Raw genomic sequence first — 23,004 nt, 5'->3', positions numbered from 1 at the left:
GCCGCTACATCATCTGGCGGAACAAGCACGCCGCCGACGAGCGGCTCCGCGAGGTCATCGACAGGGCGAACGTTGCTTGATGCGGCACTAGTGAGTCGCCGTGGCCGCTGACGGAGCGCGTGTTCCGTCAGCGGCGGGCCGTCAACGCTGTTGTGGCGCCTGCTTGTTCGACGGGCGGGTGCCGTCATGTCGAGCAGAAGCATCGTCACGCAATACGAGGAAGGCCCGGTCGGCGGCGACATGATCACGCGGAACATCACCCTGGCCGGCGTAGTCTCCCCGGCCCGCGCCTACATCGAGGAACTGCTGCCCGACGTCCTGTCCGGCGCCACCCAGCCCGGCTGCGTACCGTCTCAAAACACGCCGGCGGTGAACCCGGTATGGCCACCGTGCCCTTGGACCAGACCGGTTGGACGGCCACCGCCTCAGCCACGGAATCCGGCAGTTCACCGGCGAACGCACTGGACTGGAACACCGGCACGCGTTGGAGCACCGGAGCCCCGCAGGCCGCCGGCCAGTGGTTCAAGGCCGACACCGGCTCCAGCCAGTGGTTCAACCACCTCGTCCTGGACTCCGGGACGAGCGCCACCGACTACCCCCGAGGCCTCACAGTGGAGGTGTCCGACGACAACAGCACCTGGCGTACGGTCGCCGGCGGTGAAGGCGCGGGCGCCGTCACCACAGTCAACTTCCCCATCGTGCAGGCCAGGTACGTCAAAGTGACTCTCAACAAGGCATCCGGTTCCTGGTGGTCGATCGCAGAGATGCGAGTTCCCGCATCCGGCTGCCGTAGACGCCAGGGTTACGGACCGAGGGGTCCCGCTCGGACGTAGAGCGGGACCCCTCGTGTGCCGTCGTGCGCCGAGCACCCCATGCGCAGGGCTTTGCTGACCGTGGGCGAGGGACACGACCGCGATGCAGTTTCCTACGGGGGATCGGAGTGTCCCTTGTCACGGCCGTGCCGCCGCGTGCCGGTCAGGGCTGGATGAGCACCTTGAGCGCCTCGCGGTCGTTCATCGCGCGGTAGGCGTCGGGGACCTCGTCGAGGGCGACTGTGCGGTCGAAGACCTTGCCGGGGTGGATCTCGCCGCTCAGGATGTGCGGCAGCAGCTGCTCGATATAGGTGCGGGCCGGGGCGACGCCCCCGGTGAGCGTGATGTTCCGCATGATCATGTTCATTCCGATCGGGCCCAGCGCGTACTGGGGTACGCCGACGCGACCGATCGCCCCGCCGTCCCGCACGGCGGCGTACGCGGTGGTCAGGGCCTGCTCGGTCCCGACGCACTCCAGGACGCGATGAGCGCCGAGCCCGCCGGTCAGCTCGCGTACGCGGGCCTCGCCCTCCTCGCCGCGCTCGGCGACGACATCGGTTGCCCCGAACTCACGTCCCAGGTCGGTGCGTTGGGTGTGACGGCCGAGCAGGATGATCTGCTCCGCACCGAGCAGCTTCGCGGCGATCACGCCGGACAGGCCGACCGCGCCGTCGCCGATCACGGCGACGGACTCGCCCTTCTGGACGCCCGCGGTGTGGGCGGCGTGGTAGCCGGTGCACAGGACGTCGGACAGGGTGAGCAGGTCGGGGACGAGCGCCGAGTCCGGGGCGGTGCCGTCGGGCAGCTTGACGAGGTTGGCGGCGGCGAAGGGCACGCGCACCGCCTCGCCCTGTCCGCCGTCGACGCCGTTGAGGCCCCACTGGCCGCCGTGCAGGCATGACGTGGGGAGACCGGACCGGCAGTACTCGCAGGTGCCGTCGGCCCAGACGAAGGGCGCCACGACGAAATCCCCGACGGCGAGGCCGGTCACATCGGAGCCCAATTCCTCGACCGTGCCGAGGAATTCGTGCCCCATGTGCCGGGGGTGGTCGGTGGCCGGCGCGCTCTTGTACGGCCAGAGGTCGCTGCCGCACACGCAGGAGGCGACGACGCGTACGACGGCGTCCGTGGGTTGTTGGATCCTCGCGTCGGGGACGTCCTCGACGCGAACGTCTCCGGCGGCGTAGAGCAGGGTGGCCTTCATGGTGTTCCGTTTCGTTCCGTGATCGGTTTCGGGTTGGTTCCGGGCAAGTGCCGCGGAGTCAGCGGGGGAGGAGCTTGAGGGTGGATTCGCGGGCCTGCTCGGTCAGTACGCGGTCGACGATCCCCCGGTAGGCGTCGTACTTCGCGTGGTAGGCGGCGTCGACCGACGGCCAGTCGGCCGGGTCGGCGTCGGTGAACGTGACGTCCTTGCGGACGCCGCCGGAGCTGATGCGTCCCTGGTGCTGCGCCTGTGCGCCGCGGAACCAGGGGCCGGTGCGGCCCTTGACGGAGCGGACGTAGATGCCGTCGCCCGCGTGCACGACCCACATGGTGACGGGCTCGCGGAGGCTGCGGTCGGATCGCTCCGACTCCAGGTCGAGTTCCGTGGCCTCGGCGATGCGCTTGAGCTCGTCCATAGTCCAGTTCGGCATGGTGGAACTTCCTTCCGTGTGTGTCGCTGTCCGGGTGGAGGTCACGCGGCGGCCTCGTCCTTGATCTGATCGATGGCTGCGTTGAAGCCGTCGGGCGTTCCGCTGGAGCCGGCCACGCGGTCCAGCTGGACGGCGTCGATGGACTTGCCTTCGACGAGGTCCGGGACCGCGTCGGCGAAGCGCTCCTGGTAGTCGCGGGACGTCTCGTTGGTCGCGTGCGGCGTCACCTCGACGTCGGTGATCACTCCGTTGTCGAGCGTGACGGACACACCGATGCTGGAGTTCTGCGAGCCGTACTCGCCATCGGCCGAGTAGGTGCCGTCGCGGTAAGCGCGGCTCGCGGAGGGCGACGGGGCCGTGGCATTCGCCGATGCCGAACTCGGCGTGCTCGGACTGTCGTTGTCGGCACTGGAGCAGGCCGCAAGACCCGCCGAGAGGAGGGCAGCCGCCCCCGCGGCCAATGCCTTCTTCCGGATGCTGATGTTCATGGTGTCTTCTTTCGAACCGGGGACGGGAGGCATTTCCCTTTGCCGGGCCGTCCATTCGGGGTGCAACGCACCCCCTCTGTCGAGGTGCGACGCGGGGGATTGCGCATTACGAGGTCATGACCGCGACGCGGGCTTGAGCAGGAAGCTCGCCGCGGTGGTGATCAGTACCGCGGCAGCGGCGATCAGCAGGCTCGCGTCCATACCGGGCAGAAAGCCGGACCTGCCGGCTACCGTCGCGCCGAACACGGCCACCGCGAGGGCACCGCCGACCTGCCGGGAGGTGTTGAGGACACCGCTGGCGGTCCCGGCCCGCTCGGCGGGGACGTGGTCGAGCAGCAGCGAGGTCAGCGCCGGCACGGCCAGTCCACCACCCGCGCCGACCGGGACCATCAGGGCCACGAACAGCCAGGTCGGCGCCGATGCCGGGACGAACGCCAGGAGTACCAGACCGAGGACCATCGCCGCCTGCCCGGTGACAACCGGCATGCGGGCGCCGAATCGGGCGGTGAACCAGGCGGCGCTCGGGCTCACGAACGCGGTCAGCGCGGCCATCGGCAGGAATGCGAGGCCCGTGGCCAGCGCCGACAGCCCTCGGGTCTGCTGCAGGTAGAGGCTGAGCAGGAAGATCATGCCGTAGAAGCCGACGTTCAGGGCGAAGCCGATCCCGGCCGTCAGCGCCATGGTCCGCGAGCGCAGCAGCGTCAGCGGCACCATCGGGTGCTCGCGCCGTGCCTGGACGGTCACGAACACCACTGCTGCGATCACCGCGACCGTGAACGACGCCAGAACGCGTCCGGCGGTGAATCCGACCGCGCCCGTCTCGATCGCTCCGTATGTCAGGGCGCCCAGGGCGACCACAGCCGCGATCTGCCCTGCCCAGTCGAAGGAGCCGTGCGACTGGCGCGGGGACCGCGCCGTGCGGGCCAGCAAGAAGAGGGCCGCGAGACCGACGGGCAGGTTGACGAAGAAGATCATGCGCCAGCTGAGCAGGCTCAGGACACCGCCCGCCACCGGTCCCGCGGCCGCGCCGACGGACCCGCCCAACGCCCAGACGGAGATCGCCTTGACGCGACGGCGCGCATCCGGGAACGCCTCACGGATGAGCGTCAGCGACGACGGCACGATCACTGCGGCGCCCGCGCCCTGCACGAGACGGGAGACCACCAGCGTGCCGAGGTTGGGGGCAAGCCCACAGGCCGCGGAAGCGGCCACGAACAGGGCCATCCCGATGCCGAACGTACGACGCGCTCCCAACCGGTCGGTCAGTGAACCGGCCGACAACAGGAACGCCGCGAACATCAGCGTGTAGCCGTCGACCACCCACTGCAGTGCGGTCATGCCGCCGTCGAAGCCGTCCCGGATCGCGGGCAGGGCCACGTTCACGATCTGTGCGTCCAGGGTGATGACGAAGAAGCCGAGCAGCGCGGCTCCGAGGGCCCAGCCGGCGCTCGCGGGGCGCTGCGGGGTCACCCGGCCGATGGTGACGGCAGGGGAGGTGAGGGAGGTGGACACGAAGAGTGCTCCTACTCGAAATGAACGTGCCGCAGGGGGTGAGCGGCGACGTTCTTCACCCTCTCGCTGTGCGCCGTCTCCAACCAGGCCGAGATATGCCAGGCAGTGGCCAGCCAGGCTGTGACAGGTCCCCCCTCACGTCTCCCGCGCAGGTCAGACACCTGGAAGGCACTCCGGTCAGCATCTCGGTGTCGGGGAAGGCGGAAGGCCACCTCATGATCGCGTGACGCGCTCCGAGGCTTCGGCCTTGATCTTTTCGAGGGCGTCGTTGAACCCGTCGGGGGTGTGGCTGTTGCCGGCCACTCGGTCAAGGTCCACGTCGTCGATTTCCTTGCCGACCACCAGGGCCGGGACCGCCTTGGCGAAGCGCCTCTGTAATCCGAGCGAGGTCTCGTCCGTCGCGTGAGGTGTGACGTCGACGGTGATGATTTCGTCATTACGGAGAGTGAGGGACACTCCGATGCTTGATCCCCGGGTCCCGTACTCGCCGTCCACGCTGTACTCGCCGTCCTTGTACGGGCCACGGTCGGCGGACGAGCGGGAAGGCGAGGGGCTTGCGGTCGAGGCGGACGGTGAGCTCGCGCCGTTCGTGCCGGTGCCGGTGGCAGTGCAGCCCACGATCACGGTTGTCACGGAAATGCCTACCAGCGCCGTGGTGAACTTCTTGCTGAGGGGTGGCATGTCTTCCTTCTTCTTGTTGCGCTTCTTGTCTTTGTCGCGGCTTCTACGTGAGACCCGGACGGCATGTCCTCAGTTGAAGGGCTCGCCGACGAAATCCGGTGAGTGCTCGGCGCGCCCGTCGGCGTACATGCGTACGTAGGCGAACTGGAAGGTCTCCGCGAGCCGCTGCGCCTCGGTGAAGAAGAGTGCCGTCGCCAGGCCGTCGGCAAGTGCTGTCTCGTCGGCCACGACCCACGTGGCGACCACTCGGCCGACGCCGCTCCGGCGACAGTCGGGGTGAGGGCGGTGGACACGGGGGCGCTCCTCCTGCTTGAAGGGGGTCATCCGGCGACGTCATCCACGGTGCCGCCTCGCGCGCGATAGAGGCAGGCCGGGTCGTTCAGGGGGTGGGTAACGGGGGTCATGACAGGGCCCCCTCGCGGATTCCACCCCGGTGGCAGCGGGGGTGACACTGGCGGTATGACACCTGACCGGCACACCGGCGGAGACGAGCTGGGGCGCTTCCTGCGCGCCCGCCGCACCCAGACCAGTCCCCAGAGCGCGGGCCTCACCCCCGGCCCCGGCGTACGCCGCACGCCCGGCCTGCGCCGTGAAGAGCTGGCCACCCTGGCCGGGGTCAGCATCGACTACTACACCCGCCTCGAACGCGGCAAGGAAACCCGGCCGAGCCCCGGCGTCGTCGACGCCCGCGCTCTGCATCTCGACGACGACGAACACCACCACCTGCGCGAGCTCGCCGCCCGGGCCGCCCGCTACGCGCCCGAGCCGCCCCCGCCGCCCAGCCGCACGGTGCGGCCGCACCTCAAGCTGCTCCTGGAGACCATGTGGCCCAAACCCGGCCTACATCGTCAGCCGCAGCATGGACCTGCTCGCCTGGAACCCCGCTGGCCTGGCCCTGTACGCGGGCCTCGCCGACTGGCCGGCCAAGCAGCGCAACCTCGCCTGCTACCTCTTCCTCCACCCCACGGCCCGTGAGCTGTTCCCGGACTGGGAGACGCAGGTCCGCACCTGCGTCGCCGGCCTGCGCGCCCAGGCCGGCACCAATCCCGACGCACCCGACCTCACGCACCTGGTCGGCGAACTCCTGCTCAAGAGCCCCGATTTCGCCAAGCTCTGGGAGCGTTACGACGTCGTCGGCCGCAAGAAGATCCAGAAGACGTTCCACCACCCCCAGATCGGTATCCTCACCCTCAGCGGCCAGAGCATGCACCTCGAAGGCACACCGGGCCAACGACTCGGGGCGTACACCGCCGAACCCGGGACGCCTGACTACGACGCCATGCTCCTGCTCGACATGACGGCAGAGCAGCCGGCAGGGGTTCAGGACGCGATGGCCACAGAGCAGCAACGGCACGCATCGTCCTGACCGGCGTCAACGAAGGAGTCGGCGAGCCGGTACCGGTGCGGCGGCCGGGCACTCGTGACCGCCCGAGCGTGAGAGCCGTTGATGACGCACTCATGGGTTCATCGCCTCAAGGAGCAGGTCGGTCACCGCTTGGGGCGCCGTGACCATGGCGTCGTGCGTCGCGTGCAGGAGGCGATACGGGAACGCAGGGTCCTCGGCGTGTCGTTTACGTGCCCTCTCGAGGATGTGCGGCTGCAGGGACGACGGCACGCATTCGATGAACATGCCGAGGTGGCTCCAGGCGCGGTTTGTACAGCCCACTGGGTCCTGGTACGTCTTCAACGGCTGTGCTGTGGTTCGGCTGTTGACCCATGCGGCGTCATCCGGGTCGGTGACGCCGTACCAGGAGGCGTCGGAGGGCGGGATGTACCAGCCTTCGCCGCCGCGTTCCGCCATCGCGATGTGCTCCGCGGCGCGGGCGGGGCCGACCATGTCGCAGTGCGACTCCCCGGTCCGCGGGAGGTGCGCGTCGAGAAAGACGATCCTCCTGACGCGGTCGGCAATGCGTTCCATCGCGCCGCACGCGACCATGCCGCCGTAGCTGTGGGCCACGAGAATGGCGTCCTCGATGTCCTCGAACTCGAAGGTGGCGACGAGGTCCTGAACATGAACGTCCAGGCCTATGTCGGGATTCAGTAGATGTGATCGCTCGCCGAGGCCGGTCAGTGTGGGCGTGTGCACGACCAGCCCCTTCTGCCGCAGCGCGGCGGCCACGTGTTTCCAGCACCAGCCACCGTGACGGCCGCCGTGGAGAAGCACGAAGGGGGGACTCGCCGAGGCCGAGTGCGCCGACATTGCAGATCACCTTCTGATTTCGGGGACGGGGACGGGGACGGGGACGGAGACAGGGGCTGCCCGGAATGCGGGGAGGGCTTGTCGGTGGCCGCAGTGGGAAAGAGACCCCGGACGAGTGCGGCTGACATGAGACAAGCCCACCCCACTGGTTCGCCGGCGTTCAGCCTGAAACGCGGTCAGGGCGCGGTGTCGTCGACGTCGTGTGGTCCAGGTCGAGTTGCTTGGTCTCACCGACCAAGAGGATGCAGATCAGACTGACCACACAGGTGCCGGCCAGGACGATGCCGAACACGAAGCTGCCGAGCGAGCCGATGATCGAGGTAGCGACGAGAGGCGGCACACCGCCGCCGATCATTCCGGCCAGGGCGTAGCTGAGACCGACCGCGGTATAGCGGTAGCGGGTGTGGAAGAGCTCGGACAGAAACGCTCCCTGGGGTCCCCTGCCGAGCCCGGAGAGGAACATGGTGACGGGCAACCCGATCGCGAAGACCGTGCGCGATCCCAGGTCGAGGATGGGGAAGAGCGCCAGTGCCCACACGACCGCCGCCCACGTGGACCAGATCATGACCACGCGCCGCCCGAACCTGTCGGAGAGTACGGCGCCGAGTACGACTCCGGCGGAGATCGCCAGGCCCCCGATCATCGCGATTCCAAGGACGTAGGTGCCGTGCAGGTCCAGCACCGATGTGCCGTAGCTGATGAGGTAGGTCCCGCCGATATAGGTGAGGGCGAAGCACGCGGTCGCCGTGCCCGTCGCCAACAGCACCTGGACCGGTTGGTGCTTGAACGCTTCGACGAACGGCATCTTGGACGTGCCGGAATGTGCCTTCTGGTTCTTGAACACCGGAGTCTCGGCGATGCGCAGCCGCACCCAGAGCCCGAAGATGACGAGCAGGAAACTGGCGACGAACGGGACCCGCCAGCCCCAACTGACGAAGGTTTCCTCGCTCATGAGAACGGAGGTGAGGAAGAACGTGGCGTTGGCGAGCACGATTGCGCCGCCTCCGCCCAGTGACGGGAACATCGCCCAGAAGCCGCGTTTGTCCTTGGGTGCGTGTTCCGAGGAGAAGAGCACGGCGCCGGCGAACTCGCCGCCGGCCGCCAACCCTTGCATGACGCGGAGCACGATGATCAGGGCGGGTGCCACCACTCCGATCTGGTTGGCGGTGGGCATGAGTCCCACCAGCACGGTGGACAGCCCCATGAGGAGCATGGTGGCGATCAGGGTCTTCTTGCGGCCCAGCCGGTCGCCGTAGTGACCGAACAGGATGCTGCCGAACGGTCGGGCCAGGAACGCGACGCCGAGCGCCGCGAACGAGGCGATGGTGCCTGCGGCTTCGCCCAGTGCGGGGAAGAACACCTGGGGGAAGACCAAGGCGGCCGCTGTGCCGTAGATGCCGAAGTCGTAGAACTCGATCACAGTGCCGATGAAGCTGGCGGTCGCGACCCGTCGCATCCCGGGCGGATCTGCTTCCGCGGGGCCGGACCCGGATCCAGCGATCGGTGGAGCGGACTGTTCATGTGAGTGCGTCATTGCATCTCCCTCTCGTCGACGCGGCTTCGTCGCGGCGTCAGGAGGCCGATTGCCGGTGAGACCGTGGCATCGGCCGAAGGCGGGGTTGCGTCATGCGTGCCGCAGTGGATGGCGGATGCGGGAGGACGTTCCTTGAGCTCGTCGCGCCAAGCCCGCGGGATCCGACCTTCATGGGCGTCCTTGTCTTCATCGTCGGATGCGACCGGACGGACGGACTTACTGCGGGCGAGGTATCGATCGACACGATTCTGATTTCGCATATATGAACTCATGGCCGTATCTGCGAATCGAAGGTAGGGAGGCGGGGCGGACCGTGTCAACGCCCGTGCAAGAGCTTTTCCCGGAGCGAAGGTGCATCGGGTCGGCGCCGGCGCGGGCACGCGGACGAGCGAGGTGGCCGCGTACCAGGCAGCGACCTCGGAGGGGTGTTGAAACGATGCCGCCTCAGCCCCGTGAATGTTTCCTCTCGAACCCGAGGCGGCGTACAGCTCAGGCGATCAAGGCTGTTGGGAGAACAGGCTCGACATCTCCTCCACGTGTTTCAAGTCCTCGAGTTCGCGGGCGTGAGCGACCCAGGAGTCCACGTCCTGATCGGGGCTGGCCTCATGCCATTTGACGGACAGTTCGTCCCAGCTGACCCCACCTCGGGCACTGTGCCCCCGAGGGTGATCGACCCGTTCGCTCACGCGCCTGCCGTCGTGGGTCCTGATCGTGACGACTGCTCCCCGGCCATTGGGTGCCTGAGCCTCCAGCAGAGGGTTCACCACCACGGTGATGCGGGCGCGCAGCGCCGGGAAGGCGGGATCTTCGAGCACGGCGGGGAAGGGGTTCTCGTTCAGCGCGAGCCCACCGCGCAGCAGGGCCACGGCGAGCATGTCCTGTGCACAGATGTTGTGCATCTGGCGGTTGTCGACGACGCGTAGCGCGCGGGCCGGCATTCCCACCTCGACCGCGGAGATGGTGTCAACGGTGAGGCCATGGCGTGCCATCAACGACAGGGCTGCTTTGACAGGCGCGTGGATCGGGTACCCGGCACGTACGAACTTGAAGTTGGCACCCATCACGGCGAAGTCGCTGCCGAGGCCCTGTGTCACGGTGGCCGATGCATCGTCCGCTCCCCAGGCGTCGAACACGCCGTGCCGCTCACCCAGGATGTCGTCGCACCCCTCGAACCCGGTGGCCGCCTGCAGCGCGGCGCTGACCCCCGCCATCGCGTACTGGCCGTTGCAGAACGCCTTGCTGAGGTGCTGCCGTTCGCGGAAGAGGGCGCACAGCCCGTTCGCCTGGAACGTCGCCAGTGCCATCGCGTGGCGGTACTGCTCCGGCGTCAGCCCCATGAGCCGGCTGCATGCCACGGCGGCGGCCAGGGCATGGAGGAAGTCGGAGTTCAGGTGGTGGCGTTCCTTGACGCTGAACAGACCGCCGCACGCGGCGATGAGCCGGACGCCCACGTCGTAGCCCAGGACGACGGCATTGAGCAGGTCACCGCCGGTCGAGCCCTGCCGTTCCGCCATGGCGACCGCGGCGTGGACGAGCGTCGCGCCCGGGTGACCACCGACGACGTGCGCGCCGTCGATCTCGTCCGCGTGGCCCGCCGTTCCGTTGGCCAGAGCGGCCAGGGGCGCGGAAGTAAGCAGGGCGGTGCCCAGGACCCGTGACTCCGACGGGCCTGCCAGAGTCGCGACGTACTGGGCCGCCAGGGCACCGGCCGGCTGCTGCCGGCCGAAGTGGGCGCTGGCCATCTCGTCGAGTATCACCTGCTTCGCCTGTTCCCTCACGTCGCGGGGGAGTGCGTCGAGCGAGGTGGTAGCCGCGTATTCCGCGAGCGCGTGCGTCGGCGAGCTGCTCACGAGCCCACCGCCGCGCGCAGTAGTTCCGTCACCGCGTCGGGTGCTGTGACCATCGCGTCGTGTGTCGCGTGCAGGACGTGGTAGGAGAAGGCGGGATCGGTGGTGTGCCGCTCGCGTGCGCGGTTCAAGATGTGCGGCTCCAGCGAGGACGGGACGCATTCGATGAACATGCCCGGGTGGCTCCAGGCCCGGTCGGTGTCGCCGACCGGGTCCTGGTAGGTCTTCAACGGCTGCGCCGTGATGCGGCTGTTGACCCATGCGGCATCGTCCGGATCGGTGACGCCGTACCAGGAGGCGTCGGCCGGTGGGATGAACCAGCCCTCACCATTGTTCTTGGCGTTCGCCAGGTGGTTCGCGGCGCGATCGGCGCCGATCATGTCGAAGACGGACTCTCCGGAGCGTGGGAGGTGCGCGTCGAGGTAGACGACTCGGCGCACCCGGTCCGCGATGTGCTCCAGGGCGCCGGACACGACCATTCCGCCGTAGCTGTGTGCCACCAGCACGGCGTCCTGGATGTCCTCGAACTCGAAGGTGGCGACGAGGTCCTGGACGTGATGGTTCAGGCCGATCGTCTGGTTGAGCAGGTGTGCTCGCTCCCCGAGGCCCGTCAGAGTCGGGGTGTACACCAGGTGGCCGGTCTGCCGCAGAGCGGTGGCCACGTGCTTCCAGCACCAGCCGCCGTGTCGGCCGCCGTGCACAAGGACAAAGGGTGGACGTGCCGAGGCCGGTTCTGCCGACATCGCAGGTCACCTCCTGGGATCTAGGGGGATGAAAGAGAGGAGCCGCCGGGGGTAAGGGGGCGCAGAGCGTGGTCGAGGCGGTAGTGCAGAGGAACGCCGGTCGGGATGTCGAGCCCGCTGATGGCGTCGTCGGCGAGGCCGTCGATGAGCTTGATCAGGGCCCGCAGGGTGTTGCCGTGCGCGACGACCAGCACGGTTCTGTTCGCCCGCAGGTCGGGGACGATGGCTGCTTCCCAGTACGGCAACAGGCGGGTGTGTACGTCCTTGAGGGACTCGGCCGCCGGAATCGGAACGCCCAGTCCGCGGTAGCGGGCTTCGGTCTCCGGGCACGACATGCTGCCGTGCCCGGCGGGAGGCGGCACGTCCCAGGACCGCCGCCAGCGCAGGAACTGCTCGTCGCCGAACTCGTCGCGAACCTGCTTTCTGCTCTTGCCCTGCAGAGCTCCGTAGTGGCGCTCATTGAGGCGCCAGCTGCGGCGGACATCGATCCAATGCCGGTCGGCGGCATCGAGCGCCAGGTCCGCGGTCGAGATGGCACGGCACAACAGGGAGGTGTGCACGATGTCGGGCAAGAGGGCCGCTGCCGCCAACTGTTTGCCGCACAAGCGCGCTTGAGTCCGCCCCCGAGCCGACAGGGGAACATCGGTCCAGCCGGCGAAGAAATCCAGCGCGTTCCAGACGCTCTCTCCGTGGCGCAGAAGCACCAGGTTGCGGGGCGCACCTGCCATGTGACCCTTCAGTCGTGTCATGCGGGCGTCGTCCCACGGGGTGAGGGCCGACGTTTCCTTGCGCTCACCGCCGTTGTCCGGGTGGCGGGATCAGGCAACGGGGTCGACCGTGGCCCGATCGAGGTCGAGTTGGCGCGTCTCGCCGACCGCGAGCACACAGATCAGACTGATGAGACAGACGCCGGCCAGGATGCAGCCGAAGAAGAAGCTGCCGAAGGAGTCGATGACGGACGGCGCGATCAGTGGCGGAACACCGCCGCCGAGCATGCCGGCCAGGCTGTAGCTGAGGCCGGCCGCGGTGTAGCGGTACCGGGTGTGGAAGAGCTCGGAGAGGAACGCCCCCTGCGGCCCGGTGGCGATCCCTGACAAGAACAGCGTCACCGGGACTCCGATGGCGAAGACCCCGCGAGAGCCCAGGTCGAGCAGCGGGAACAGAGCCAGCGCCCACACGACAGCGACGCCCGCCGCGCCGACGATCACCCAGCGACGGCCGATGCGGTCGGAAAGGACCGCACCGAGCACGACTCCGGCGGAGATCGTGATCCCGCCCACCATCGCCATGCTCAGGACGAAGGCGCGGGGCAGCTCGAGAACGGTCGTGCCGTAGCTGACCAGGTAGGTACCGCCGATGTAGGTGAGCGCGAAGCCGATCATCACGGTGCCGGTGGCGAGCAGCACTTGGCGCGGCTGGTGCTTGAGGGCTTCGAGGAACGGCAGTCGGGAGGGGCCCGACCGCGCGACTTGGTTCTTGAAGACAGGGGTCTCGTCGATCCGCAACCGGATCCACAGGCCGACGATGATGAGCAGGAAGCTGGCCAGGAAGGGGACACGCCACCCCCAGCTGATGAAGGTGTCATCGCTCATGAAGAGCGTGGTGAGCAAGAACGTGAGATTGGCCAGCGTGATGGCCCCACCTCCACCGAAGTTGGGGAACATCGCCCAGAAACCGCGCTTGCCCTTGGGCGCGTGTTCGGAGGAGAAAAGGACCGCTCCGGCGAACTCGCCCCCCGCGGCCAGGCCCTGCAGGACGCGCAGCATCACGATCAGGACGGGCGCTGCCACGCCGATCTGATCGGCGGTGGGCATACAGCCGACGAGGATGGTGGACAGCCCCATGAGGAGCATCGTCGCGATGAGGGTTTTCTTGCGTCCCAGGCGATCCCCGAAGTGTCCGAACAGGAGGCTGCCGAAGGGCCGCGCCACGAAGGCGACTCCGAGGGCGGCGAAGGAGGCGGTGACCCCCGCGGCCGGCCCCAGGGCGGGGAAGAACACCTCGGGGAAGACCAGCGCGGCGGCCGTCCCGTAGATACCGAAGTCGTAAAACTCGATGACGGTGCCGATGAAGCTGGCAGTGGCAACTCGTCCCATCCCCGGCGGGGACGCTGATTCGGTGACGGGGTCCTTCGGTGTTCCCACTGGCCTGAGTGTCTGTTCCTGCGAGTGCGTCATTGCATCTCCCTGTCGGTGACGCGGCGTCGTCGCCGCGTCAGGGGACCGACGGTGGCGAGGCCAGCCGTCGGCAGGGTGCGGCCAGATGCCGCGCACGCTCTGCTGAGCGTCGGTCGGGAATCCCGCGGGCCTGGATACCTCATCGACCACGGGAGTTCTGATATACGAACTTGAGGGCGTATCTGCGATCGACCGTAAGGTTCGGTCCGAGGTGTGTCAACGCTCGTGCACGGGGCTTTTTTGGGGGCTGGGTGGGAGGTCTCCCCGTTGACAGTGGCGGGTGGTGTTCATAGTCTCGCGACTGTAAATACGTACCGTGGATCGTATATATGAACTCACTCGAGGTGTCGAGCACCAGAGCGGCCGCACAGAACAAGGAGCTGAACCGTCATGACCATTGACGCACGCATCGCGGTCCTTCCGCCCGGACAGCAGCGACTCGAGATCCGTGACGTCACGCTGGGCGCGCTGGGGCCGTACGAAGTCGCCGTCGAGCAGCAGGCGTTCGGGGTCTGCCACAGCCAGCTGGACCGGATCTACGACTCCTCACGGACCGAACCGATGCTGCTCGGGCACGAGTCGATCGGCGCGGTGGCCGCTGTGGGTGAGCAGGTGGACTACGTGGCGCCAGGGGACCGGGTGCTGATCACTTGGATACCTCGGGCACCACTGGAGGGTCGCCCGCCCGTGCCGTCTCACGTCACCTTCGCCGACGGGAGCGTGGCGAAGACGCACAACACGTTCACCTGGGGCACGCACGCCGTGGTCGACGAGCAGTACGTCGTCAAGGCCCCGGAGGGCACGCCCCAGGATCTGGGGTCGGTCATAGGCTGCGCACTGATGACCGGGGCCGGTGCCGTGATGAACAGCGCTGCGGTCCGCCCGGGTGAAAGCGTCGCCATCTGGGGCGCCGGAGGTGTGGGGCTGTGCGCGATCGCCGGCGCCGCCATCCTTGGCGCCACGCCGGTGATAGCCGTCGATGTCGACGACGACAAGCTGAAGCTGGCCCAGCAGTTCGGGGCGACCGAGGTGATCAACGCCAAGAAGACCGACCCCATTGCTGCCATCCGTGCCCTGACCCCGCACGATGACGGGACACATGGGGTGGACTACGCCTTCGACTGCACCGGCATCGGCACGAACATCCCGGTGAGCCTCGCCGCCGTACGCCCCGGCATCCGCGGTGCAGGCATCCGCGGCGGGGCAGACGTACTCGTGGGCATCCCGCGGACGCCCTTCCCGCTGGACAGCATGGACCTGCTGAACGGGGAGAAGAGCCTGCTCGGTTGCGTCGGCGGCAGCTGCGCCCCGGCGCGCGACTTCGAGACCTTCGTCGACTGGACCCGTGACGGACGCTTCGACCCGAGCGCGCTGGTCACCGACCGGTTCACGCTGGACGACCTGAACACAGCCGTCGAGGCACTGCACGGTGGCCATGTCCGTGGCCGCGCCGTCGTCGAACTCGGGGGATGAGTCGATGAGCCTGGATGCCGACCTCGGACTCCGACATGTGAGCCCGGCGTTCCGCACCTTCTGCGGAGAGGACGCCCTCGCCGCCCTTCCCCGTGAACTCGACCGACTGCACGCACGGCGAGCGGTGATCGTGTGCGGGTCCTCGATCGTCAAGCACACCGACGCCCTCGGCCGTGTCCAACGGGCCGTGGGAAAGCACTTGGTGGGACAGTTCGACGGCGTTGCCGAGCACAGCCCACTGCCCGTGGTGCAGCACGCACGGCAGTTCCTCAAGGAACATGACGCGGACGCCGTGATCGCCATCGGCGGCGGATCCGCGGTCGTTACCGCGCGCGCTGCGTCCATCCTGCTCGCCGAAGATCGGGACATTCGCGAGCTGTGCACCAGGCGTGACAGCGAGGGCAAGCTGGTCAGCCCACGACTGACCGCTCCGAAACTGCCCCAGTGGGTGGTGCCGAGCACCCCGACGACCGCGTACGCCAAGGCCGGAAGCGCGGTGCGGGATCCGCGCACCGGAGAGCGCTTGGCCCTGTTCGACCCGAAGACCCGGGCGCAAGGCGTGATGTTCGACCCGGCAATGGCGCTCACCGCGCCACCGCGGCTCGTCCGGTCGGCCGCGCTGAACGTCTTCGCGATGGCAGTGGAGGGACTGCAGTCTCGTCAGGTCGACCCCCTGGCCGATGCGCAGTTGGTGCACGCCCTGCGCACGGTGATCACGTGGCTCCCTCAATTGCGCACCGACCCGGAAGGCGCCCGGCCGCGCCTGCACCTCATGCTGGCCGCCCTGATGAGCGGCCACGGCAGCGACTACACCGGCGGCGGCCTGGCGCAGGCCCTCTCGCACGCCGTGGGCCCTCGCTCGTCCGCGGCCAACGGGGTCGTAGAGGCGCTCCTGCTGCCTCACGTCATCCGTTTCAACGCCGGCGTGATCGCTCACCGGATCGTCCAACTTGCCGAACTCGTCGGCCTTCGGGACCACAGGGCGGACGCGGTGATCGGAAAGATCCAGCGGCTGTTGGAGTTGTTCGACGTCCCCTCCCGGCTCCGGGACGTCGGCCTCTCGCAGACGGACCTGGTCGAGGCCGCCGACCATGCCCTCGACGACTGGACCATCACCGGTGGGCCGCGAGTTCCCGACCGGGTGGACGCCCTCTCGCTGCTGTCCAACGCCTGGTAGCCGGGACATCAGGCCCCCGCAGTTACTCATTGTCCAGCACTGAACTAAGGGGCGCGCATCGTCGACTGCGCTTGCCGCCCATGGAGGAACACATGAACCCAACGACATCTGTATGGGGCGAAGAGATCGGTGTCGAGACCGTGCGGGGCACCGCCTTTCGCACCTACCGGGACCGCCCACGCAGCATCGCCGGACTTCTGACCTTCGCCGATCGGTGGGGCGAGAGGGCTCACATCGCTCAAGGCGAGCAGGTCGTCACTTTCACGGGGCTGCGCAACGCGGTCGCCGCCAAGGTGGTCGAACTCGAGGCATCCGGGGTCGGACGCGGAGACCAGGTCCTGCTGCTCGGTTGGAACAGCCCGGAATGGATCATCAACTTCTGGGCCTGCGTGCACGTCGGCGCGGTGCCGGTCCTTGCCAACGCCTGGTGGGGGAAGGCGGAACTCGCGGACAGTCTGGCGCTGTTGAGTCCCAAGTTGATCCTGGCCGACGCACGGGGCGCGGCGAATCTCCCGGCCGGCGCGCCGGTGGGGCGCTGGGCATGCGAGGAACCGACCGGTACCCGCCGGCACTCGCTCCCCGACGAGAGCGGACAGGATGACGAGGACGCGCCGGCGGTCATCGTCTTCACCTCGGGAACGTCCGGTCGTCCGAAGGCGGTCCTGCTCTCGCACCGCTCGCTCCTGGCCGGACTGCACATGCTGCTGCACATCACACGACGGCTGCCTCACCAGGTGGACGAGTCCACGGGGGACGCGGGCCTGCACACCGGACCGATGTTCCACATCGGCGGTGTCCAGACGCTCATCCGCGCCATCACCGTCGGCGACACCCTGGTGATGCCGTCCGGCAGGTTCGACGCGGGGGAGGCGCTGCGGCTCGTCGAGGAGTGGGGCATCACCCGCTGGAGCGCCGTACCGACCATGGTCGCCCGGGTACTGGAGCACCCCGACGTCCGTCGCCGCGACCTGACGTCCCTGCGCTCGATCACGGTCGGCGGAGCACCGGTGCACGCCGAGTTCCTCGCCCAGCTGCGGGCCGGACTGCCCGGCGTCGAGCCGAGGGTGCCGACCGGCTACGGCCTGACCGAGAACGGAGGCCAGGCCACGGCGGCGTCCGGCCGGGACACCACGCAGCGGCCCGGGACCAGCGGACGTCCGCTGCCGTGCGTCGAGTTGAAGATTCTCGAATCCGCCGACCTCGGGGACGGCGAGATCCTGGTGCGCAGCCCCACCCAGATGGTCGGGTACTTCGGCTTGGACGAGTCACCGATCGACAGCGACGGATGGCTGCACACCGGCGACCTCGGGCACATCGACGACGCCGGCTACCTGTGGATCACCGGACGAGCGAAGGACATGATCATCCGAGGCGGTGAGAACATCGCCCCGGCCGCGGTGGAGGAGGCGCTCGCGGGGATTGCCGGGGTGGTCGAATCCGCGGTGTTCGGCGTCCCGCATCCGGATCTGGGGGAGGAGGTGATGGCCGTGGTCGCCGTCGAGAGCGGCGTGACCGAACAGCAGCTGCGCGAGGAACTCCGCGCCAAGCTGGCGTCCTTCGCCATCCCCAGCCGGTGGCAGTTGCAGCACGAGCCGCTGCCGACCAACCATTCCGGCAAGATCGACAAGAAGTCGCTGGCGGCACAGGCGCGCGCGGCTGTCACCGTCAAGGCGGGAGAGGGAGCATGAGCGACATCGTGCACGAGCAAGTAGCCGATCGTGTCGTCCTGTTGGAGCTGTGCCGGCCACCACACAACTTCGTCGACGAGAAGGTACTGACCGAACTGGCCGACGCGCTCCTGGCCTACGACGATGACGACGACGTCTCCTGCGTCGTGCTGGCCGCGCAGGGCAAGCACTTCTGTGCGGGCGTCGACCTGCGCGGTATCGGCGCGGCGGGGATCCGCCGGTTCTACCGGCAAGCCCTGCGGATCTTCTCCGGGCGCAAGCCCGTCGTGGCAGCCGTGCACGGTGCCGCGGTCGGCGGCGGTCTAGGTCTGGCCATGGCCGCGGACTTCCGTGTCGCGGCCGCGGATGCCCGCCTGACCGCCAATTTCGCCCGCCTCGGCTTTCACCACGGGTTCGGCCTGAGCGTGACTCTCCCGAGGGCGCTCGGCCAGCAGCGCGCCCTGGACCTGCTCTACACCGGGCGGTCCGTCAGCGGAGAGGAAGCCGTCGCGCTGGGGCTGTGCGACCGGGTCGCCGACGATCCGCGCGACGCGGCCATCGAATTCGCCACACAGATCGCCGCCTCCGCGCCGCTCTCACTGCCGGCGATCCGGGCCACGATGCGACGCGACATGGTGGCCGAGGTCTCGGCGGCTCTCGACATCGAGGCGAATGCCCAGGCCGCGCTGTTGGGAACGGCGGACTTCGCCGAAGGGATCGCCGCCTCCGTCGAGAAGCGGCAGCCTCACTTCACGAGTTCGTAATTATGAATTCCTGGTCGAAAACTACTAGACTGGGCCGCGTGACAGAGACGTCTTCAGCTTCCGATGACAACGGCCCGAAGAGCCACCGGACCATCGACCGGGTGACTCAGATCCTGGAAGAGGTCGTCTATCACCCGGGCATCGGCTTCGCCGAGATCGCCCGGGCACTGGGCGCCCCGAAGAGCTCGGTACACGGCTTCATCCGGGGCCTGCAGGCCAAGGGCTGGCTGTACGAGGACAACCGCCGCTTCTATCTCGGCCCGGCCGTGTACGGTCTCACCCTGGCCAGCGGCCATATCCGCGCCGGACAGGTGACACAAACCGATCTTGACGCACTGCACAAGGCGACCGGCCTGACCGTCTTTCTGGGCGTCGAGGCCGGTGATCACCTCATTTATATCGGCGAGTCGGGCACGGACGCCCTCACAGGGTTCGCGGCCCGCAGCAACATTCGGCGACTTCTGATCAACACCGCGGGTGGCAAAGCCCTCTTGGTGGCGCGCCCGGACGCGGACCGGGAGGCTTACCTGCGTCGACAGCAGGCGGAGAACCCGGAGCTTGTCTCGGAGTTCCTGGCCGAGCTCGCGGACATCAGTAAGAGCCGTGTCGCCACCAACCTTCGTCACCACGGTGCTCAGCTCGCGCTCGCGGCCGTCGTGCGCAATCAGGCCGGCGACAGCGTCGGTGTGGCGATCCTCATCGGTCAGGCCGCCGAGATGAGGCCCCGTGAGGCGAAGCTGCGCAAGACGCTCCTCAAGCACGTCGATTCCTGGTCGGCGCAGAAGGTCTCAGCCAGGGAACCGATCTGAACAGCTGACGTCATCCTGCCCAGGATGCACTGGGAGTTCGGCCGGGCCGCGCCGCGGCCCGGCCGGCTGCTTCTGCGTCTCGTGTCCCCGTGCCGCGACACCGTCCCCCGGCTCGGCCACCGCTGCCCGGCGCGGTGGGAGCACGACCGCAGCTACGACACCGAGGAAGGATGCCGCGGCGGTCACCAGGAACGCCATGGTGTAGGCGGTGCGGTCGGGGATGTCGCCGGCAGGCGGTGTGTAGGCCAGCATGATCGCCGAGATCGCCGCGCTGCCCACGGAGCCGCCCACCGTGCGCAGTACCTGATTGAAACTCGTCGCGCTGCCGGTCTCGGACGGAGGGACGTGCCGCACGATGAGGATGGGCATCACGGCATAGGCGGCCCCCACACCGGTGCCGAGCAGGAACGTGCCGAGAACGAGGACGCCGACGCGCTCGCGCCACAGGGCGAGCAGAACCAGGTCGACGCAGACGACCAGCGCACCCAGCGGAAGCACGCGGGAGAGCCCGATGCGGGAGACCAGCGCTGAAGCGGCCCGGTTTGCGGTGAGGCTCCCCAGGGACATGGGCATCAGGACGAGCCCGGCGGCGGAGAGCGAGAGATGGAACCCGTATCCGGCCGCCGCGGGAACCTGTGTGTAGAGATTGACCAGGGACAGTACGGCGTACATGCCGATGCCCACGAGCAGTGCCGTCGCATTGGCCGCCAGGACCGCGCGGTTGCGTATCAGCCGGATGTCGACCAGTGGATGCCGCGAGCGGAGGGCCTGTGCGATCCACACGGCCAGGAGCAGTACACCGGCGCCGAGGCAGCTCAGAGTGGTGCCGGATGCCGGCCCCCAGGCCTCGCCTTGGCTCAGGGCCAGGAGGAACGCGGCCAGGCCCGAGCAGAGCAGCACGGCCCCGGTGACATCGAGGGGGCGCTGTGCAGCGGAGGAGCCCGCAGGTATCACGCGGGTAGCCACGATCAGCGCGGCAGCGCTCAGCACGGCCGCGAACCAGAAGCCCGCACGGTAGTCGAGGTGCTGAGCGATGAGGCCCGTCACGGGGTAACCGAGTCCGGCGCCGACGGACGTCGTGATCGAGAGCGACGCGATCCCCGAGCGCATCCGCGGCGCGGGGAGGTGGTCGCGGGCCACGGCGATGGTCAGCGGCATCAGTCCCATGCCCAGTCCCTGCAGCGCACGTCCCGCCAGCAGCAGGCCGAAGGCGGGGGCGAGCGCTGCCAGAACACTTCCGGCGAACACGCCGACGAGCGTTCCTTGAACGGCCCCCTTCCGGCGCGGACCGTCCCCGAGTCGGCCGAGGACAGGCCCGGCGATCGCCCCGGCCAGCAGGGTCGCGGTCAGGACCCACTGAGCGGCACTCAGCGACACATGCTGCTCACGGGCGATGGTCGGGACCATAGGGGCACCGAGGGTGCTGATCGCTGAGACGGAAAGTGCCGTGAACATCAACGATGGTAGGAGAACCCGGTGTTGAGAGGCGTTGCCCTGGCGTGTGCTCGCGTGGGTCCAGGTCATGCTGCGGGGTCCTTCCGTTGCCAGACGTCATAACTGAGCAGCGCGTGGTCCGTATTTATGGAATGAAGTTCGGTAATGCGAACTCGAACTGTACATGGGCACCCGAGGCGGCTCCGTGGAGGGTGCTGCACCTCGCTCGGTGTTGACGGTGAGCTCGTCGCGACTTACCGTGTGCGCCCGTAATTGCGATCCATTGTTCGTCATCACGAACTGTGAGGTGTGATGCAAACGTCGTCGCAGGATGACATCGCCGAGGCCTACCGCCGCCCCGAGGAGCGCCCCACGCGGCGGATCGAGGGATTCGCGGTGACCGGCGGCGCCTGGGCAACGGCGGTCCCGTTCCCCAGCCCGCTGGCGTACTCGTACTCCTACGCGCTGCGCTATCCGGACGGGATCGTCGTCGTCGATCTCGGCTGGGACTCCGATGAGGCGTGGCGCGCCTTTCTCGCCGGGCTCGCACGGGCGGGCGCTGGTCTCGACGAGGTGATGGGCGTCGTGGTCACCCATGCCCATCCGGACCACTACGGGTTTGCTCGCCGTATCCGGGAGCACACATCGGCGTGGATCGGGACTCACCCGGGTGAGCGCGCGCAGATCCGGGTCGGCGCGGCGGAGCGCCGTGCGCGGCGGGCGGAGATCGCGGACTGGCTGCAGGAGTGTGGCGTACCGGGGCCCCTGCTCAGCGAGCTGGACGGTGAACTGCGCGCACTCGACGCGGTGTTGCCGGCGGTCGAGCCAGACGTGGAGCTCCAGGACGGCGTGCCGGTCCCCGGTACGGGTGGAGCCCTGATCCCTGTGCACAGCCCTGGCCATACCGCGGGGCACCTGTGCTTCCACGAACGCGAGCGGAACCTGCTGCTGACCGGTGATCACGTCCTGCCGAAGGTGACGCCGAACGTCGGGCGCCGGCCCGGATCCGACCCGGATCCGTTGCGGGACTTCCTGGCTTCCCTGGCGCGTCTGGACCGGATCCCGGACTCCGCGATGGTGCTCCCCGGGCACGAGTGGCCCTTCGACCGGCTGTCCCGTCGTCTCGACGTCCTGCGTCAGCACCACGACGAGCGGCTCGCGGAGATCGAGCGTGCCGTCGTGCACGGGTGCGACACGGTGTGGAAGGTGGCCGAGGCGGTGTCCTGGGCACGGGACTTCTCGGCCTTCACCCCCCGCTCCCTGCGATCGGCGCTCGCCGAGACCTCGGCGCACTTGATGCGGCTGGGGGAGCGCGGGCGGATCAGGCACAGCGGAAACCGGCCGGAACGTTGGAGTGTGGTTGCTCCCTGAAGCAGCCGAGCGGAGCGAGAGCCGGAGCAGGTGAGGCGGGTCCATGCCCCTCAGATGGCTCCGGCGTCGCGCAGTTCTGCGATGTCGTCGGCGGACAGGCCGAGTTCCTCGGTGAGGACCTGGTCGGTGTGTTCGCCGAGTTCGCCGGAGCGGGTGGGTTCGACCATGGGTGAGTCGGAGAGGAAGAGCGGGCTGCCGAGGGTCATGAACGAGCCTTGTTCGTCGGTGACGGTGCGCAGGACCCCGCGCTCGCGGATGTGGGGGTCCTCAAGTAGTTCCGGCAGGGTCACCACCGGCGCACACGGGACCTTCAGGTCGCCGAGCAGCTGAGTGAGGTCCTTCTTGGTCCGGGTGAGGGTCCAGCGCCCCACCACCTCGTCGAGGTCGTCCATGTGCTCGCAGCGGCCGGACATGGTGGCGAACCGCGGGTCGTCCGCCTGCGCGTCGTTCATCACCCCGCGCAGTCGCTGCCAATGAGCTTCGGTGGGGCACAGCAGTGTGACCCAGCCGTCGGCCACGCGGTACGCGTTGTAGGGCGCGACGGCCATGGCGCCGTGGCGGTTGCCGGTGCGTTCGAAGTTGGCGCTGTTCTTGCTGAGGAGTCCGGCGATGTTGGAGGTCAGGGACGGGACGACGGCGTCCTGGAGGGCGACCTCGACGTGCTGGCCGCGCCCCGTGTGT

General features: G+C 68.5%; 21 protein-coding genes and 2 pseudogenes. 9 read left to right on the top strand and 14 right to left on the bottom strand.

All coding sequences use genetic code 11. The features are described from left to right. Both ABT009_RS45480 and ABT009_RS45470 read left to right on the top strand, forming a co-directional pair. A pseudogene (locus tag ABT009_RS45480) lies at positions 1-80 on the top strand (transposase); the annotation flags it as partial. A gap of 300 nt (positions 81-380) precedes the next feature. Beyond that, positions 381-833, top strand: a complete 453-nt coding sequence (locus ABT009_RS45470) for a discoidin domain-containing protein (protein ID WP_351308700.1) — start codon at positions 381-383, stop codon at positions 831-833. Positions 834-975: 142 nt separating this feature from the next. Here ABT009_RS45470 and ABT009_RS45465 read toward each other — a convergent pair whose 3' ends face one another. From ABT009_RS45465 to ABT009_RS45440, 6 genes are all read right to left on the bottom strand, one after another. Then, on the bottom strand, positions 976-2,016 hold the full coding sequence (locus tag ABT009_RS45465; protein ID WP_351308697.1) for a zinc-dependent alcohol dehydrogenase family protein: 1,041 nt from the start codon (positions 2,014-2,016) through the stop codon (positions 976-978). A 58-nt stretch (positions 2,017-2,074) separates the two neighbouring features. Continuing rightward, positions 2,075-2,446, bottom strand: a complete 372-nt coding sequence (locus ABT009_RS45460; RefSeq protein WP_351308694.1) for a DUF2255 family protein — start codon at positions 2,444-2,446, stop codon at positions 2,075-2,077. A 41-nt stretch (positions 2,447-2,487) separates the two neighbouring features. Continuing rightward, on the bottom strand, positions 2,488-2,934 hold the full coding sequence (locus ABT009_RS45455) for an FMN-binding protein (RefSeq protein WP_351308691.1): 447 nt from the start codon (positions 2,932-2,934) through the stop codon (positions 2,488-2,490). Between the two features lie 114 nt (positions 2,935-3,048). After that, a complete protein-coding gene (locus tag ABT009_RS45450; RefSeq protein WP_351308688.1) occupies positions 3,049-4,446 on the bottom strand; it encodes an MFS transporter in 1,398 nt (465 codons plus the stop codon). 213 nt (positions 4,447-4,659) lie between these two features. Then, entirely contained in the window at positions 4,660-5,127 is a 468-nt protein-coding gene (locus ABT009_RS45445; protein ID WP_351308685.1) for a hypothetical protein, read from the bottom strand. 69 nt (positions 5,128-5,196) lie between these two features. Further along, a complete protein-coding gene (locus tag ABT009_RS45440; protein WP_351308682.1) occupies positions 5,197-5,451 on the bottom strand; it encodes a hypothetical protein in 255 nt (84 codons plus the stop codon). Between the two features lie 135 nt (positions 5,452-5,586). On the opposite strand from ABT009_RS45440, the pseudogene ABT009_RS45435 reads away from it, so the two are divergent. Then, positions 5,587-6,493, top strand: a pseudogene (locus ABT009_RS45435) (helix-turn-helix transcriptional regulator). 90 nt (positions 6,494-6,583) lie between these two features. Here ABT009_RS45435 and ABT009_RS45430 read toward each other — a convergent pair. The 6 genes from ABT009_RS45430 to ABT009_RS45405 all read right to left on the bottom strand — a co-directional run bounded on the left by ABT009_RS45430 (position 6,584) and on the right by ABT009_RS45405 (position 13,595). After that, a complete protein-coding gene (locus ABT009_RS45430) occupies positions 6,584-7,327 on the bottom strand; it encodes an alpha/beta fold hydrolase (RefSeq protein WP_351308680.1) in 744 nt (247 codons plus the stop codon). A 160-nt stretch (positions 7,328-7,487) separates the two neighbouring features. Beyond that, a complete protein-coding gene (locus ABT009_RS45425) occupies positions 7,488-8,783 on the bottom strand; it encodes an MFS transporter (RefSeq protein WP_351308677.1) in 1,296 nt (431 codons plus the stop codon). Positions 8,784-9,358: 575 nt separating this feature from the next. Further along, complete coding sequence (locus ABT009_RS45420; protein WP_351308674.1) at positions 9,359-10,711, bottom strand: MmgE/PrpD family protein; 1,353 nt, start codon at positions 10,709-10,711, stop codon at positions 9,359-9,361. Beyond that, positions 10,708-11,451, bottom strand: coding sequence for an alpha/beta fold hydrolase (locus tag ABT009_RS45415; protein WP_351308671.1), 744 nt, complete (start codon positions 11,449-11,451; stop codon positions 10,708-10,710). The genes ABT009_RS45420 and ABT009_RS45415 overlap by 4 nt, the downstream gene beginning before the upstream one ends. A gap of 20 nt (positions 11,452-11,471) precedes the next feature. Then, entirely contained in the window at positions 11,472-12,179 is a 708-nt protein-coding gene (locus tag ABT009_RS45410; protein WP_351308703.1) for a 2,3-bisphosphoglycerate-dependent phosphoglycerate mutase, read from the bottom strand. A 90-nt stretch (positions 12,180-12,269) separates the two neighbouring features. Further along, positions 12,270-13,595, bottom strand: coding sequence for an MFS transporter (locus tag ABT009_RS45405; protein WP_351308668.1), 1,326 nt, complete (start codon positions 13,593-13,595; stop codon positions 12,270-12,272). 423 nt (positions 13,596-14,018) lie between these two features. Between ABT009_RS45405 and ABT009_RS45400 the strand changes: the two genes are divergently transcribed. From ABT009_RS45400 to ABT009_RS45380, 5 genes are all read left to right on the top strand, one after another. Beyond that, positions 14,019-15,101, top strand: coding sequence for a zinc-binding dehydrogenase (locus tag ABT009_RS45400; RefSeq protein WP_351308665.1), 1,083 nt, complete (start codon positions 14,019-14,021; stop codon positions 15,099-15,101). A 4-nt stretch (positions 15,102-15,105) separates the two neighbouring features. Continuing rightward, complete coding sequence (locus ABT009_RS45395; RefSeq protein WP_351308662.1) at positions 15,106-16,278, top strand: iron-containing alcohol dehydrogenase family protein; 1,173 nt, start codon at positions 15,106-15,108, stop codon at positions 16,276-16,278. Between the two features lie 92 nt (positions 16,279-16,370). Further along, the gene (locus tag ABT009_RS45390; RefSeq protein WP_351308660.1) at positions 16,371-17,966 is read left to right on the top strand and encodes a class I adenylate-forming enzyme family protein; all 1,596 of its coding nucleotides are present in this window, start codon (positions 16,371-16,373) and stop codon (positions 17,964-17,966) included. Then, positions 17,963-18,709, top strand: coding sequence for an enoyl-CoA hydratase/isomerase family protein (locus ABT009_RS45385; RefSeq protein ID WP_351308657.1), 747 nt, complete (start codon positions 17,963-17,965; stop codon positions 18,707-18,709). Before ABT009_RS45390 ends, ABT009_RS45385 begins: the two co-directional genes overlap by 4 nt. Positions 18,710-18,711: 2 nt before the next feature. Continuing rightward, entirely contained in the window at positions 18,712-19,518 is an 807-nt protein-coding gene (locus ABT009_RS45380) for an IclR family transcriptional regulator (protein WP_351308654.1), read from the top strand. On the opposite strand, the gene ABT009_RS45375 is transcribed toward ABT009_RS45380, so the two are convergent. Next, on the bottom strand, positions 19,498-21,042 hold the full coding sequence (locus ABT009_RS45375; RefSeq protein ID WP_502990090.1) for an MFS transporter: 1,545 nt from the start codon (positions 21,040-21,042) through the stop codon (positions 19,498-19,500). The two genes, ABT009_RS45380 and ABT009_RS45375, sit on opposite strands and share 21 nt — an antisense overlap. 222 nt (positions 21,043-21,264) lie before the next feature. On the opposite strand from ABT009_RS45375, the gene ABT009_RS45370 reads away from it, so the two are divergent. After that, entirely contained in the window at positions 21,265-22,323 is a 1,059-nt protein-coding gene (locus ABT009_RS45370) for an MBL fold metallo-hydrolase (protein ID WP_351308648.1), read from the top strand. Positions 22,324-22,373: 50 nt separating this feature from the next. On the opposite strand, the gene ABT009_RS45365 is transcribed toward ABT009_RS45370, so the two are convergent. After that, on the bottom strand, positions 22,374-23,004 hold a 631-nt coding region (locus ABT009_RS45365), incomplete at its 5' end, for a CoA transferase (protein WP_351308645.1).

The organism is Streptomyces sp. NPDC002896, assembly GCF_040295225.1.
Taxonomy (GTDB): Bacteria; Actinomycetota; Actinomycetes; order Streptomycetales; family Streptomycetaceae; genus Streptomyces.
Note: the sequence above shows the minus strand (reverse complement) of the source record. Positions and strands in the feature narration are given on the sequence as shown.

Excerpts from the sequence above, each read along its gene's own strand:
- ABT009_RS45470 (WP_351308700.1), top strand. The coding sequence starts at position 381 with ATGGCCACCGTGCCCTTGGACCAGACCGGTTGGACGGCCACCGCCTCA.
- ABT009_RS45465 (WP_351308697.1), bottom strand. The coding sequence starts at position 2,016 with ATGAAGGCCACCCTGCTCTACGCCGCCGGAGACGTTCGCGTCGAGGAC.
- ABT009_RS45460 (WP_351308694.1), bottom strand. The coding sequence starts at position 2,446 with ATGCCGAACTGGACTATGGACGAGCTCAAGCGCATCGCCGAGGCCACG.
- ABT009_RS45455 (WP_351308691.1), bottom strand. The coding sequence starts at position 2,934 with ATGAACATCAGCATCCGGAAGAAGGCATTGGCCGCGGGGGCGGCTGCC.
- ABT009_RS45445 (WP_351308685.1), bottom strand. The coding sequence starts at position 5,127 with ATGCCACCCCTCAGCAAGAAGTTCACCACGGCGCTGGTAGGCATTTCC.
- ABT009_RS45440 (WP_351308682.1), bottom strand. The coding sequence starts at position 5,451 with ATGACCCCCTTCAAGCAGGAGGAGCGCCCCCGTGTCCACCGCCCTCAC.
- ABT009_RS45430 (WP_351308680.1), bottom strand. The coding sequence starts at position 7,327 with ATGTCGGCGCACTCGGCCTCGGCGAGTCCCCCCTTCGTGCTTCTCCAC.
- ABT009_RS45425 (WP_351308677.1), bottom strand. The coding sequence starts at position 8,783 with ATGCGACGGGTCGCGACCGCCAGCTTCATCGGCACTGTGATCGAGTTC.
- ABT009_RS45415 (WP_351308671.1), bottom strand. The coding sequence starts at position 11,451 with ATGTCGGCAGAACCGGCCTCGGCACGTCCACCCTTTGTCCTTGTGCAC.
- ABT009_RS45410 (WP_351308703.1), bottom strand. The coding sequence starts at position 12,179 with ATGGCAGGTGCGCCCCGCAACCTGGTGCTTCTGCGCCACGGAGAGAGC.
- ABT009_RS45400 (WP_351308665.1), top strand. The coding sequence starts at position 14,019 with ATGACCATTGACGCACGCATCGCGGTCCTTCCGCCCGGACAGCAGCGA.
- ABT009_RS45395 (WP_351308662.1), top strand. The coding sequence starts at position 15,106 with ATGAGCCTGGATGCCGACCTCGGACTCCGACATGTGAGCCCGGCGTTC.
- ABT009_RS45390 (WP_351308660.1), top strand. The coding sequence starts at position 16,371 with ATGAACCCAACGACATCTGTATGGGGCGAAGAGATCGGTGTCGAGACC.
- ABT009_RS45385 (WP_351308657.1), top strand. The coding sequence starts at position 17,963 with ATGAGCGACATCGTGCACGAGCAAGTAGCCGATCGTGTCGTCCTGTTG.
- ABT009_RS45380 (WP_351308654.1), top strand. The coding sequence starts at position 18,712 with ATGAATTCCTGGTCGAAAACTACTAGACTGGGCCGCGTGACAGAGACG.
- ABT009_RS45375 (WP_502990090.1), bottom strand. The coding sequence starts at position 21,042 with ATGACCTGGACCCACGCGAGCACACGCCAGGGCAACGCCTCTCAACAC.
- ABT009_RS45370 (WP_351308648.1), top strand. The coding sequence starts at position 21,265 with ATGCAAACGTCGTCGCAGGATGACATCGCCGAGGCCTACCGCCGCCCC.